We start from the raw sequence: 14062 nt of genomic DNA, 5'->3' as shown, positions 1-14062 counted from the left end.
ATGAATTATCTAATCGATCAATGGCTGCACATCACCCAAGATTTAAACTCCGCACTCACTCGTCAGGCTCGTTTCGACACCTTGCTGACGACCATTCGCGAAGTCTTGAAGTGCGATGCTTCTGCGCTACTTTTGTTTGAAGACCAACACTTTAAACCACTCGCCATCAATGGATTGGCAACTGAAGTCTTGGGGCGCCGTTTTGCTATCGGGCAACATCCACGCTTAGAGGCGATTGCCCGAGCTGGCGACATCGTCCGTTTTCCCTCCGACAGCACCTTACCGGATCCCTACGATGGTTTAATCCCAAATCATGATGACCAATTACACGTTCACGCATGCATTGGCCTGCCTTTGTTAATTGATGATCAACTGATTGGAGCCATCACCATTGATGCCTTCGATCCCAATCAGTTTTCCGGGCTGCAAAACCAAGAGTTACGTTTTATCAGTGCGTTGGCTGCTGGTGGTTTGCACACCGCATTACTACTTGAACAACTGGAAACGCAAACCAGCCTGTCACGAGAATCTTATGCAGAAAAACGCACGTTGGATAACGAGATCATCGGCCAATCCGCGGGTATGACCGCGCTTCAGCAACAGATAGATGCGGTGGCGGATACCGAACTGTCCGTGTTGGTGATGGGTGAAACGGGTGTCGGTAAAGAGTTGGTCGCCAATGCCATTCATCATCGCTCTCGACGTGCAAGCCATCCTCTGGTCTACCTGAATTGCGCTGCTTTACCGGAGTCTGTGGCGGAAAGCGAACTGTTTGGCCATATCAAAGGCGCCTTCACTGGCGCCATCAGTCACCGTAAAGGTAAATTTGAACAGGCCGATGGCGGGACGCTGTTTTTAGATGAAGTGGGCGAACTATCGCTCGGTCTGCAAGCCAAACTATTGCGAGCACTGCAATATGGAGACATACAGCGCGTGGGGGAAGATCGTCATATCCGCGTCAATACCCGTATCGTCGCGGCGACAAACCGAGTACTGCATGAGGAAGTGACCGCAGGACGTTTTCGTGCCGACCTCTATCACCGTTTGAGTGTTTTTCCACTGTATGTTCCTCCACTTCGCGAACGTGAGGATGACATGGTGCTGCTGGCTGGCTTTTTTGCAGAGCGGCTAAAAAGCAAGTTGGGAATGAATAGTATTCGCCTCTCCCCAGCTCTGATTCAGGCTTTGAAAGCCTACAATTGGCCGGGCAATGTGCGTGAATTAGAACATGCCATCAAACGAGCTGGGGTGTTAGCCCGAGCACGATCTCACGCATTGGACATCGAGTTAACTGCGGAAGATGTCGATTTAAAAACATCCGGACAACGCGAGTCATCTCAACAGACGCTCAATCCCCATACGTCTCTGACCTTGCCAGATGCCAAATTGAAAGAAGCAACCGATACCTTCCAAACCGCGATGATTTCGCAAGCACTTGAGCAAAATCAGAATAACTGGGCAGCCACTGCTCGCCAATTGGGATTGGACAACGGCAATCTTCACCGATTGGCAAAACGCCTGGGCCTCAAGTAACCAGCAGCAATGAACATTCTGAGAGAGGAGCCTCATCAGCCGATGGATACCAAGCCCTGCGATTGCAGGGCTTTTTGTTTTTTGAGCGCCGCAGAATGTTCCGTCGCTGCCACCAAAAAAGCGCGGTTGACGGATAGCCAACAGCGCGCGAATCAGAGTACTATCGCGCCATCACGGTGAGCCTGGTGCACACCGTGGACTCATCACCACATCAAATCACAAAAATCGGCTACTTCAACATGGAAAACTTCGTGGAAAAACTTTTGTATTCAGCGCGTTGGATAATGGCGCCTATTTATCTCGGCCTCAGCTTGGTGCTGCTGGCGCTGGGCATCAAATTCTTTCAGGAGGTGTTTCACCTGCTGCCCATCATCTTCTCGATCAAAGAGGTCGACCTCATTCTGGTCGCGCTGTCGTTGATTGATATTTCACTGGTTGGCGGCCTGATCGTGATGGTGATGTTCTCCGGTTACGAAAACTTCGTCTCCAAAATCGATGTGGATGAGAACGACGACAAACTCGGCTGGCTGGGTAAGCTCGACACCAGTTCGCTGAAAAACAAAGTCTCCGCCTCGATTGTGGCAATTTCGTCGATTCACCTGTTGAAAGTGTTCATGAACACCGAACACATTGCGGATGAGAAGATTAAATGGTACCTGCTGCTGCACGTCACGTTTGTGTTATCGGCGTTTGCCATGGGCTATCTGGATAAGATCACCAAGAAATAATGATGAAAAAAACGCCTTCAACAGAAGGCGTTTTTTTTTATGATTGGCGCCGCATTCGGCTGACCAACAACAAGATGAGGAAATACAGCGCGCCGAGGATCGCGACCAGCGTACCGGCGGCAATCTGATTGGGAAACAGCAGCACCTGCCCCAGCCAATCCGACCACAGCATGGTCGTCGCGCCAATCAAACTGCCGAGCAGTAACTGCGCTTTGACCTGCTGCGCTCCCAGCATGCGCGCCAAGTGCGGCGCAATCAAACCAACGAAGGCCACTGGCCCCATCGTCGCCGTCACCACCGCGCACAGCATCGCAACCAGCACCAACAAACCGAGCGACATCCACCCACTGTTGAGCCCCCGCGCGGTCGCAAATGAACGGCTGATGGAGATCAGGGTTAGCGCGCGGCTGCTCATCAAACTCAGCACAAACAGCACCACCACTAACCCAAACAGCAGCATCGCTTGCTCGGCGGTCACGCGGTACGTCGAACCAGCCAACCATTGCAGAATTTTGTAGCTGTCCTGATTGCCTTTCGCCAAACAGAACTGGACGAACGCTTGCAACAGCGCCGTCATCGCGATCCCGGTCAGAATCACACTCGAAGGCGCAAACTGATGCTTGCGGCCAAGTAAAATCAGCACCGCCAGCACCGCCATGCTCCCAGCCAGCGCGGTGCCCCATTGCGTCGACACCAATGACTGACCGAGAAACAGGCTGGAAAAGACCAGCGCAAACGTCGCCCCAGCCGACACACCGAGAATATCGGGGCTGGCGAGCGGGTTGTAGATCAAGCGCTGCAAAATGGTGCCCGCCAGCGCGAGGCCAATACCGGTGCACAGCGCCGTTAACGCGCGCGGCCAACGCAGCGACCACTGATAATCACTTGGCAATGCCAGCCAAGCGTGCGCGCTGTCCGGTTGATAACAGAAATAGAGTGCCACACCCGCCACCAGTAAACCGGTCACCATCGCCGTCAATCCGCGACTCACCCGTCGACGTGAACCGGGCAATGCCACAGCAATCCCATCTTGCGCTTTGAGCTGACGGCGGCTAAACCAAATCAGCGCTGGCGCGCCAATCGCGGCGGCGGTGACGCCACTGGGCACCACTTGCCCGAGCCACCCCGTGAGCCCTTGCGCCAACATGTCGGTCAGCAACAGCAGCAGCGCGCCAAACACCAAACTCGCCAGCAGCTCCATGCGGGGGGTTCGCGCGCCCAGCGCACGCACAATATTGGGCGTTAATAGGCCGATAAAACCAATCAAACCGACCACAGTAATCGAAGCCGACACCAACCAAATCCCAAGGGTCATCAGCAAAAAGAACGCAGGAATCACTGACAAGCCGCGCGCCTGCGCGCCTTGATGCCCCAACCGCAGCAGCGTCAGCACGCGCGGTGCCAGCAGCAACAGCAGCACCAACGGCGACAACCGTGGCACCAGCCATTCAATCATCTCCCAGCCGTTTTGCGCCAGATCGCCCGCACCCCACATGAAGACGTTTTGTGCGTAATCTTGATGCAGCAAAATAATGGCGCCCGCAATCGCCCCCAGCAGAATGTTGATCACCATACCGGAAATCACCATCGGCAACCCGGTCATGTTGTCGATCCCCGCGATCAGCAAAATGAGGCCAAACGCCACCAACGCGCCAGTCATCGCAGCCATAGCACTGTAATCGGCGATTGCATCCGGCCACCAGATACTGACGATAATGAGCGCCAACCAGGCGCCAGAAGAAGTCCCCATGGTGAGCGGTGAGGTGAGCGAGTTCTGTGTCAGTTGCTGCATCAAGCTGCCAACCAAACCCAGCATGGCGCCGACAATCAGCGTCATCACCAAACGAGGCAACTGCGCGTAAGCAAAGTTAAACTCATCAAACGACTCCGCAAGCTGCGGACTACCGAGTAACTGCCATTGATGGCTCAAGGCCAGCGGTTGATGCCATTGCAGGCTGGCCAGCGACGCGGCCGCCAACACCAGCACCACCGCCATCAAGTGCTTGGCGGTCATGAGGCCGGCGCCATATCAAGCAAGCTGGCGGTGATCGCTTCCGCGGTGTACATCAGCGACATCGCGCCGCCGTAGCTCCAAACCGACGCCACCGAATTCACGTGTTGCTGACGCACAAACGGCATCGCTTTCCACAACACCGAATTTTTCAGTTTTTTCTCATCACTGAACGGCTCGATATAGAGCACGTAGCCGTCACGAATGTGGCGCAGATCGGTAATCGGCTTTTGCACAATGCCCCACTGCTTCGGCGCTTCCACCATCGCTGGCGTCAGGCCGAGTTTTTCCACCACGTAATAGGCCATCGAATCTTGGGTGTAGATGAAGGTCGATTTGGTATCCGCAAAGCGCATCACCAAGGTCGGCGGCAGCATCGCGCCAAAATGCGCTTTCAACTGCGCGTTGAGTTCCGCAAAACGGCGCTCCATGAACGCCAGTTTTTGCGCCGCAACCGCTTGTTTGCCAAACACTTGAGCCAGTTGTTGAAACTGGGCGATCGCCACTTCCGCTTGCGCATCCCGTGCACTGAAGTTGGTATAAAGCAGCACCGGTGCGATCTGCTCTAAGCGCGGTTTGAGATCGCGCTGCGAACCCGTGATCAAAATGATGTCCGGTTGCAAAGCCGCAATTCGTTCCAAATTCGGCTCCCCGCGGGTGCCGACGTTTTCCGCACTCGCTGGAATCGCAGGCTTCACCACCCAATCGCGGTACGACTCCGCATCGGTCACCGCCACCGGTGCAACGCCCAGTTCAATCACCTGCTCCATCAAATCCCAATCCAGCACCGCGGCGCGCTGCGGCACGGCCGCCAGTGTGTGCTGGCCCAATGAATCGGTGACCGAAATTGCGGCCAGCGCCGACGACACACTGCTCACCAACAGGCCCAGCAGCATCAGTGTTTTTTTCAGGTTAATTTTCAAGCACATACAATCGCAACCTTATGAGTCGAGGCATCGCCTACCGCGTGCGGGTGATCGATCAGCGTAATCGGCGTTTGGTACAAATCAGACAGGCGCTGCTCATCGGCCAGCGCAGATGCCGGGCCGTCAAAAGCAATGCGCCCTTGCTTGAGCGCCACGATGTGGGTGGCGTAACGTAGCGCGAGGTTGAGATCATGTAAAATCACGATGATGCCACAGCCCTGCTGTTGATTGAGTTCTGCTAGTAGCGCCATCAATTGGTATTGATGCTGCACATCGAGTGCCGAGGTCGGTTCATCCAAAATCAACATCGGGGATTCTTGTGCCAGCAGCATCGCCACCCACGCCCGTTGGCGTTCGCCGCCCGACAGCTCATCCACAAACGTCTCCGCGAACGCGCTGACACCGGTTTTCTCCATCGCCGCATGAATAATCTCGGCATCTTGTTGGCGCCAAAATCCCAGCGCGCCGCGCCAAGGGAAACGGCCTAGACGCACCAATTCGCGCACCGTTAAACCAGCACTGGCTGGCAGTTTTTGTGGCAAGAACGCCACCGCTTTGGCCAGAGACTTGCTGCTGAGCGACGCCAGCGGTGCATCATTCAGCAACACCGACCCAGTATCCGGCGCTTGCTGGCCGGATAACAAACTGACCAAGGTCGACTTCCCGGAACCATTGTGGCCCAGCACCACCGTCAGCTCGTTGGTGGGAATATTCAGCTCATCGATGGCCAGAATCGTTCGACCGCCTCGAATCATTTGAATATCAGCTAAATGATACATCTCTCCCCCTCATTATTCGGGATCCACAAAAACGACAAATCCCGCAGAGCGCGGGAATGTGTAAAACGAACACTCACACCACGATGGGTGTGAGTGTGTGATTGAGCTTACCAGCGATAGTTTGCACTCAGGACAACCGTGCGCGATTGGCCAAAGTAGCAGTAATAATCACACGCAGAAACATACTCTTTATCAAACACGTTATTCACGTTCAACTGGGCTTGCCAGTTTTTATTGATATCGTAAGAGGCCATCGCGTCCATTAACGTCACATCGGGCACAGTGAGGTTACTTGACGCTGGACTATCTTTTGATTCACCAATGTAACGAACGCCAGAACCGAATTTCCAACCGTTCAAACCCACGCGGTTGGCATCAAAATCCAACCATGCTGACGCAATGTGTTTAGGAATTAAGCCCGCTTGTTTTTTACCTTGGCCACCCGTGTCATCGGTTTTCGCTTTGGTGTAGGTATAACTGGCTGTCAGTTTCAAGCTGTCCGTAAGGTAGCCAACCGTTTCCAGTTCTAAACCTTTCGAGGTGACTTCACCCGTTTGTGTTGCCACCCAAGTCGTTGGATTGGTGACCAGAGCGTTTTTCTGGGTAATATCAAATAGCGCTAAATTGATAAAGCCATTATAAAAATCAGGTTCGTATTTCACCCCAACTTCCGTCTGTTCGCCGTCTAACGGTTTGTACAACTTACCCGTGGTTGGGTCGATGGTGGTTAAGACATCAAACGACTGAGAATAACTGACGTACGGTGATAGCCCATTTTGCGCCAAGTACATCAAGCCAGCATTGAGAGAAAACTCTGAATCATTGCGGCTGAGATCTTGCGATTTTGCTAGGCTTTTGTTGTCCGTCGACACCACATCAAAGCGGCCGCCTAAAACGCCAACCCATTGCTGATCCAACTTCAACTGATATTGCGCATACAAACTGGACTGCATTTTGGAAATTTCGCGATCCGCAGCCGCCGATTCATCGAGCGCAGTATAGTTCCCGTAGACTGGGTTAAACGGATTGATCGAACCAAACCCAAACTCATCCGCTTCAACACCATCCATTTTGTGATGCTGGAATTCCACACCCACCAATGCAGTATGTTCAACACGTGCCGAAGCCCAATTCGCAACCGCCTTGTTATCCAAACTAAAACTTTCCGTTTTACCGTCCCGGAATACCAACCCCTGCGTCAGAGAATCTGTTGACGGATCTGAGTTCGGAAACACGTAGCTGCTACGCAAATAGAGTTCGTTGTAACCGTAATTAAACGTCTGCGAGACAGACAAGGCCTCATTCACGTCATGCTCAAGAATGTAACCGGCAGAAATTTGCTTGCGTTCGTACTTGTCGTAGTCTGGCTGACCTAAGTTGGTCGAAGGATCAATTGAACCAAAATCTGAGCCAATCAACGTTCCCGCCGCAGGAAAGAATGGGTTGGTTGGAATACCACTATCTTCCAGATAGCTCGTCAGTAATGTCAAACGGGTGCGATCAGAAACGTCGATGGTCAAACTTGGCGCGAGGAAGAAACGGCTGTTTTCCGTGCCGTTGAGTTCACCATCGTTCTCTTTCATCAACCCCACTAAACGATAACGCACTGAGCCATCATCGTTCGCGTAATCAGAAACGTCCAAAGACAGCGTGCGCAGATTGTCGTTGCCGATTTGCAGGCCGATTTCACCCTGAGGCACATCCGTGGGTTTCTTCTGGACCGCATTCACAACCCCACCCGGAGGGGCTTCACCGTACAAAATTGACGCAGGGCCTTTCAGCACTTCAATGCGTTCTAAAGCATACGGTTCAACCAACCAAGTGTAGTAACCATCTTTGAATAAACGGCTGCCATCGAGGTACGTTGCAGCATCAAAACCGCGCACTTTCAGCCAATCGGTATCGTTGTCTGAGCCGTACGGTTGCGACATCACGCCCGAGGTATAGCGCAGTGCTTCATCCAATTTCGCAGGCGCACGCGCAGCAATGTCATCGTGAGTAATGACCGACAAGGACACCGGTGCTTCTTGCAGAGGCGTATCCACTTTCAACGCAGAGGCCGATGCGGTCACCACGATGGTTTCAACCTCGTTGGACGCCTGTTGCTCGTCGGCAGCCAGTGCGCTGTGTGCCATGCACAGTGACAAGGGCACTAGGCTAAAACGCAGTGCGTTGCGAATCGACTGCGCCAGTCGATTTGGTAGTACATCAACCATGATTGGAATTACCTCTGCTTTAAATATTTGAGAATCATTTTAGTTATCATTACTATTAGCCGGCCATTTTACTTACAATTCTCACAATTAAAAGTATAAATAGGAACCAATCTCAATTTCATTAACCCAGGTCAATTCTTTCATGTTTCATTGGTTTGAAAATCTCACCAACGCGTTTCCGGATCACGAGCCGCAACAACCCCCTAAAACCCTGTTTGGCTTCTGCCGCTACTACACGCGCGGGTTTGAAAAACCGCTGCTGTTGATGTCGCTGCTCAGCGCTTGTGTGGCGATCGCCGAAGTCACGCTGGTGCGCTACATGGGGGAATTGGTCGACATGCTGAGCAACAGCTCGCGCGCCAACTTCTGGGCGGAAAATGGCAGCGCGCTGCTGTCAATGGCGCTGCTGGTGTTGGTGGTGATGCCAGTGCTGGCGTTTATCCACTCCAACTTGCTGCATCAGGCCATTCTCGGCAACTACCCGATGTCGATTCGCTGGCTGGTGCACCGTTACCTGCTCAAACAGAGCGTTGGATTTTTTCAGCGTGATTTTGCCGGACGCGTCGCCACCAAAGTGATGCAAAGCGCCCATTCGGTGCGCGAAGTGGTAATGAAACTGGTCGATCTGTCGGTCTACATCGCGGTCTATTTCGTCTCGATGCTGGTGATGATTGCCAGTGCCGACGACGTGTTGGTGCTGCCGATTCTGGCGTGGCTGTGTTTGTATGTGCTGATTCAGGTGTTCTTCATTCCGCGCCTAAAACGCATCTCCACCGCGCAGGCAGACGCGCAATCGTCTATGACTGGCGGCATTGTCGATACCTACACCAACATCACCACCGTGAAGCTGTTTTCGCATTCGCAGCGCGAAACCCAATACGTGCAAAAAGGGATGAAAAACTATCTGGCGACGGTGTATCAGCAGATGCGCACCCTCACCAGCCTGCTCTACAGCGTCGATTTGATTAACTACCTGCTGCTGTTTTCGATGGCCGCGCTGTCGATTCACTTGTGGTTGGCGGAAAGCGTGACCGTCGGTGTGATCGCGATTGGTATCAGCATTGCGCTGCGCCTGCAAGGCATGTCGAAATGGATCATGTGGGAAATCCGCGGCATGTTTGAAAGCATCGGCATGGTCATCGACAGCATCAACACCATCGCCAACGACATTGAAATTGAAGACGCGCCGCAAGCCAAACCGCTGGCCGTGACCCAAGGCGACATTCGCTTCCATCAGGTTGGTTTTCAATACAACGAACAAAAAGTGGTGTTTGACGGACTCGATCTGCACCTCAAACCGGGCGAGAAAGTCGGTATTGTCGGCCGCTCCGGCGCGGGCAAATCGACGCTGGTCAACCTGCTGCTGCGGTTTTACGATTTGAATACGGGCCGCATTGAGATCGACGGTCAGGACATCGCGCAGGTCACGCAAGAATCGCTGCGCCAGCAAATCGGCATGATCACCCAAGACACCTCACTGCTGCATCGCTCGATTCGTGAAAACATTCTCTACGGCAACCCGCATGCCAGCGAAGCAGAGCTGATGCACGCCAGTCGCCAAGCGGAAGCGCATGATTTCATTGAATTGCTGAAAGATGAAAACGGCCACTCGGGCTACGACGTGCAAGTGGGCGAACGCGGGGTGAAACTCTCCGGCGGTCAGCGCCAGCGCATCGCCATCGCACGCGTGCTGCTCAAAGACGCGCCGATCCTCATCATGGATGAAGCCACCTCGGCGCTCGACTCAGAAGTGGAAGCGGCGATTCAGGAGAATTTGGACAAGCTGATGGAAAACAAAACCGTGATTGCGATTGCGCACCGTCTATCGACGATTGCTGCCATGGACCGTTTGATTGTCATGGACCAAGGCCACATCGTCGAACAAGGCTCCCACCAAGAGCTGCTGGCACAAAACGGCGTGTACGCGCAGTTGTGGGCGCACCAGACCGGCGGTTTTATCGGCGAAGTTTAAAACGTTTCACAACAAAAAAGCCCCGTTTGGGGCTTTTTTTATATGCGGCCGCTAGGCCTCTTCAGCGCAATGCATGCGATGAAACACGCGATGAATGATCGGCGCAAACAGCGTGGCGAGCGCAACGAAGAAGACGGTTTCGATGAACAGGCTATAAAACGCGAGAAACAGATGCAGCGACGCCGACTGATGAAAATCCGCCACCGGATACGGCAGCGCCAGCCCGCTGACCATCGACAGCGCATTGAGCCACGCCTGCACAGCGGTGAGTTCCGCCAGCAGCAGAAAACCGAGCACGCCCGGTAACAGGCCCAGCAGCAACACACCCAGCGCAATCAGCGCGTAACGGATACAGCGCCCGATAAAACGCTCAAACGAAATGACATCCTGATGAATGGATTCCAGACGCATGGTGCTCTCCTTGTTCTCAACCGAGTAGGAGTAGCATAAGCGTTGAAAAATAAAGAAAAAGGGAAATAGCAGCGAGATGGAACAACCGTCGCGCTTTGGCGCTCAGATGCCGCGGCGCAGGAGACTGGCGATAAAATCGAGCTCTTCTGTGGCCAAGCCTTCTCCCATCGCTTCGAGCCACACACATTCGCTGTAGTGTTCGGCACGCAGCATCAGGTGGCAGCCTTCAAAATCAATCAGCCACGAGTGCAAATCGGCATCGCTCTGCTTTTCCAGCACGCGCGCCGACAACAGCGCGACCAAACGCTCACCGAGCGGGGGAAAGGAGTCAAAATCAAACGCGGGCGTTGCCACAATCAGGCGGCCGTCACTGGCCAGATACTCACGTAAACCAAACTCAGCCATGATAGGTCAGATGCTCCTGAATTAAGTCCAAAAACGGGTCGGCGTATTTTTCCAGTTTGCGCTGGCCCACGCCGCTCACCGCCAGCATTTCGCCATACGATGTCGGCAGAATGTCCGCCATATCAATCAAGGTCGCGTCACTGAACACCACGTACGGCGGCAACCCTTCTTCATCAGCAATCGACTTACGCAGCTTGCGCAGTTTGGCAAACAGCTTCTTGTCGTAGTTTTTGCTCGACAACTTATCCGATTTGGCTGCGCGCACTGCGGTATCCAAACGCGGCACCGCCAGCTCTAGCGACATATCGCCGCGCAGCAGTGGACGCGCCTCTTCGGTCAGTTGGAGCGTCGAGTTGCGCGTGATGTTCTGATGCAACATGCCTTTGTGAATCAACTGGCGGAAGATACTCACCCAGTAGTCGTGGCTGTGATCGCGCCCAAGCCCGTAAGTCGAAATCTTGTCGTGGCCATGCTCGCGAATGCGAATGTTCTGCATGCCGCGCAGCACTTCCACCACATAGCCAATCCCAAAACTTTGATTGACGCGATAGACACACGACAGCGCTTTGCGCGCCTCTTCGGTGGCATCGAAATGTTTGGGCGGATCGAGGCAGATATCGCAGTTGCCGCACGGCTTGTCGCGATATTCACCAAAATAGTTGAGCAGCACCTGACGGCGGCAGGTTTGCGCTTCGGCAAAGTTGCTCATCGCGGTCAGCTTGTGCGTTTCCACCTGCTTTTGCGGGCCGTCGCTTTTCTCATCCAACATGCGGCGCAGCCAAGCAATGTCTGCTGGGTCATACAGCATCACGGCTTCTGCGGGCAAGCCATCGCGGCCAGCGCGGCCGGTTTCTTGATAATAGGATTCGATGTTGCGCGGAATATCAAAGTGAACCACAAACCGCACGTTGGGTTTGTTGATGCCCATGCCGAACGCCACGGTGGCGACCACAATCTGAATGTCGTCGCGCTGAAACGCTTCCTGCACATACGCCCGTTCATCGGCGTCCATTCCGGCGTGATAACCAGCGGCGCGAATGTGGTTGTTGCACAGTTTTTCCGTCACCATTTCCACTTTCTTGCGGCTACCACAGTAGATGATGCCGCAGTGGCCTTTTTGCGTGTCGAGGTAACGAATCACCTGCGACACCGGCTTGTGTTTTTCCATCAGCGTGTAGCGAATGTTTGGCCGGTCAAAGCTGCCGAGATAAACGTGCGGGTCAGTCAGGTTGAGACGCGACAGAATGTCGCTGCGAGTGGCATCGTCGGCGGTCGCCGTCAGCGCCATGATCGGCACCTGTGGAAACTGCTGTTTGAGCTGGCCAAGTGCCGCGTATTCCGGGCGGAAATCGTGTCCCCACTGAGAAATACAGTGCGCTTCATCGACGGCAATCATCGCCAGCGGCAGGTTGTGCAAACGCTCGATAAATTCGCCAGTCAGCACGCGCTCTGGCGACACATACAGCAATTTCAGCTGGCCGGAATGCATGCGATTGTAAATGCCCATTAGCGCCTCTCGGCTCTGGGTCGAGTTGACACACTCCGCCGCCACGCCGTTGGCTTTGAGCTGATCGACTTGGTCTTTCATCAGCGAAATCAGCGGCGAAATCACCACCGTCACGCCTTCGCGCGCGAGTGCCGGAATCTGATAACAGAGCGATTTACCGCCGCCGGTGGGCATGATCACCAGCGCATCACGACCTGCAACAGCCGATTCGATCACTTCTTGCTGACCATCACGAAAGGTCTGGTAGCCAAACACATCACGCAGAATGGTCTGCGGATCGGGCAACGCGTCGGATTGTTCAGCGATTAAAGTAGCGGTCATGCTGGGTCTCAGTGGCGGTCTGCAAGCAGACGATTGGGCATTTCAATAAGCCGGATATTGTAGAGACGTTTAGCGGTGAATTAAACCGCTATTGGCAAAGTAATTGCGCCGCCCGCGTGGGCAAGGTGCGCGGGTCACCACCGGAAATGGTGCATATTTGTTCGAGGAAAACGATTTGCCCTGTATACTGCCCGCTAACTCGCCACCCTTCGGTGCGCGATCTGAGTGAGAAGTAAAGCATGACATCCGAAGAACAACAAAACGCCAAGAAAGGCGTCATTTTAGCGATCAGCGCCTACACCATGTGGGGCATCGCGCCCATCTATTTTAAAGCGATCAGTTCCGTTTCTGCCCTAGAAATTCTCAGCCACCGCGTGATTTGGTCGTTCTTCCTGCTGGCCGCGCTGCTGCATTTCGGCCGCCATTGGCGCGGTATGGTGAATGTATTCCGCGACAAAAAGAAAATGATGTACCTGCTGGCCACCGCGCTGCTGGTCGGCGGCAACTGGCTGATTTTCATCTGGGCGATCAACGCCAATCATATGCTCGACGCCAGCTTAGGCTATTACATCAACCCGCTGCTTAACGTGGTGCTCGGCATGCTGTTTCTCGGCGAACGGCTGCGCAAATTGCAGTGGTTTGCCGTGGCGCTGGCAGCCATTGGCGTCGCCATTCAGTTGGTGGTGTTCGGCTCAGTGCCAATCGTGGCGTTCTCGCTGGCCATCACTTTTGGTTTGTATGGCCTGCTACGCAAAAAAGTCGGCGTGAATGCGCAAACCGGCCTGTTTATTGAAACATTGGTGCTGGTGCCAGCGGCGGCGATTTATCTGCTGTGGATTGCCGATTCGGCCACCAGCTCGATGCTGGCGAACGACTGGCATCTCAACCTGCTGCTGATTTCAGCCGGTATCGTCACCACGCTGCCGTTGCTGTGCTTTACTGGCGCGGCGACCAAACTCAAACTCTCGACGCTCGGCTTTTTCCAGTACATCGGCCCCAGCCTGATGTTCCTGCTGGCGGTATTGGTGTACGGCGAAAACTTCAGTGCTGACAAAGCGATTACCTTTGCCTTCATCTGGAGCGCGCTGGTGATTTTCAGTGTCGATGGTCTGACCCAAGGGCGCAAACGACCATTGGCCAACGTGGTCGCCAAGTAGCGCCGCGGCGAAGCGCCACCGCACAGAAATAATTTCGCGCTGAAGCCATTCAGCGCTGAAAACAGACCGCGACGGCGGGTGATCGTTTTTTACAAG

The 14062-nt window shown here is 54.0% G+C and carries 11 protein-coding genes; 4 read left to right on the top strand and 7 right to left on the bottom strand.

Going from position 1 to position 14062, the window contains the following annotated elements:
• Both norR and VFA_RS18595 read left to right on the top strand, forming a co-directional pair.
• Positions 1–1533 carry a nitric oxide reductase transcriptional regulator NorR gene (gene norR / locus VFA_RS18600; protein WP_038152563.1) on the top strand — a complete coding sequence of 511 codons (1533 nt, stop codon included), beginning with the start codon at positions 1–3 and terminating at the stop codon, positions 1531–1533.
• Positions 1534–1772: 239 nt separating this feature from the next.
• Complete coding sequence (locus VFA_RS18595) at positions 1773–2261, top strand: TIGR00645 family protein (RefSeq protein WP_038152561.1); 489 nt, start codon at positions 1773–1775, stop codon at positions 2259–2261.
• Positions 2262–2298: 37 nt separating this feature from the next.
• On the opposite strand, the gene fhuB is transcribed toward VFA_RS18595, so the two are convergent.
• The 4 genes from fhuB to VFA_RS18575 all read right to left on the bottom strand — a co-directional run bounded on the left by fhuB (position 2299) and on the right by VFA_RS18575 (position 8112).
• Positions 2299–4275: a Fe(3+)-hydroxamate ABC transporter permease FhuB gene (gene fhuB, locus VFA_RS18590; RefSeq protein WP_004728393.1), complete on the bottom strand. Its 1977-nt coding sequence runs from the start codon at positions 4273–4275 to the stop codon at positions 2299–2301.
• Entirely contained in the window at positions 4272–5201 is a 930-nt protein-coding gene (locus VFA_RS18585; protein ID WP_004728392.1) for an iron-siderophore ABC transporter substrate-binding protein, read from the bottom strand. The genes fhuB and VFA_RS18585 overlap by 4 nt, the downstream gene beginning before the upstream one ends.
• Positions 5192–5977 (bottom strand): ABC transporter ATP-binding protein, encoded by a 786-nt coding sequence (locus VFA_RS18580; protein WP_004728391.1) that lies wholly within the window; start codon positions 5975–5977, stop codon positions 5192–5194. The genes VFA_RS18585 and VFA_RS18580 overlap by 10 nt, the downstream gene beginning before the upstream one ends.
• Before the next feature lie 107 nt (positions 5978–6084).
• Positions 6085–8112 (bottom strand): TonB-dependent siderophore receptor, encoded by a 2028-nt coding sequence (locus tag VFA_RS18575; RefSeq protein ID WP_370447166.1) that lies wholly within the window; start codon positions 8110–8112, stop codon positions 6085–6087.
• A gap of 223 nt (positions 8113–8335) precedes the next feature.
• Here VFA_RS18575 and VFA_RS18570 point away from each other — a divergent pair, with 223 nt between their 5' ends.
• Positions 8336–10165, top strand: coding sequence for an ABC transporter ATP-binding protein (locus tag VFA_RS18570; protein WP_004728389.1), 1830 nt, complete (start codon positions 8336–8338; stop codon positions 10163–10165).
• A gap of 51 nt (positions 10166–10216) precedes the next feature.
• Here VFA_RS18570 and VFA_RS18565 read toward each other — a convergent pair whose 3' ends face one another.
• The 3 genes from VFA_RS18565 to recQ all read right to left on the bottom strand — a co-directional run bounded on the left by VFA_RS18565 (position 10217) and on the right by recQ (position 12809).
• The gene (locus tag VFA_RS18565; protein WP_004728388.1) at positions 10217–10576 is read right to left on the bottom strand and encodes a hypothetical protein; all 360 of its coding nucleotides are present in this window, start codon (positions 10574–10576) and stop codon (positions 10217–10219) included.
• Positions 10577–10678: 102 nt separating this feature from the next.
• Positions 10679–10981, bottom strand: a complete 303-nt coding sequence (locus VFA_RS18560; protein WP_004728387.1) for a DUF3630 family protein — start codon at positions 10979–10981, stop codon at positions 10679–10681.
• Complete coding sequence (gene recQ / locus VFA_RS18555) at positions 10974–12809, bottom strand: ATP-dependent DNA helicase RecQ (RefSeq protein WP_004728386.1); 1836 nt, start codon at positions 12807–12809, stop codon at positions 10974–10976. The genes VFA_RS18560 and recQ overlap by 8 nt, the downstream gene beginning before the upstream one ends.
• 239 nt (positions 12810–13048) lie before the next feature.
• On the opposite strand from recQ, the gene rarD reads away from it, so the two are divergent.
• The gene (gene rarD, locus VFA_RS18550) at positions 13049–13966 is read left to right on the top strand and encodes an EamA family transporter RarD (RefSeq protein ID WP_004728385.1); all 918 of its coding nucleotides are present in this window, start codon (positions 13049–13051) and stop codon (positions 13964–13966) included.
• Positions 13967–14062 lie beyond the last annotated feature (96 nt).

Origin of the sequence: Vibrio furnissii CIP 102972 (assembly GCF_000176175.1) — a bacterium.
GTDB lineage: Bacteria > Pseudomonadota > Gammaproteobacteria > Enterobacterales > Vibrionaceae > Vibrio > Vibrio furnissii.
Note: the sequence above shows the minus strand (reverse complement) of the source record. Positions and strands in the feature narration are given on the sequence as shown.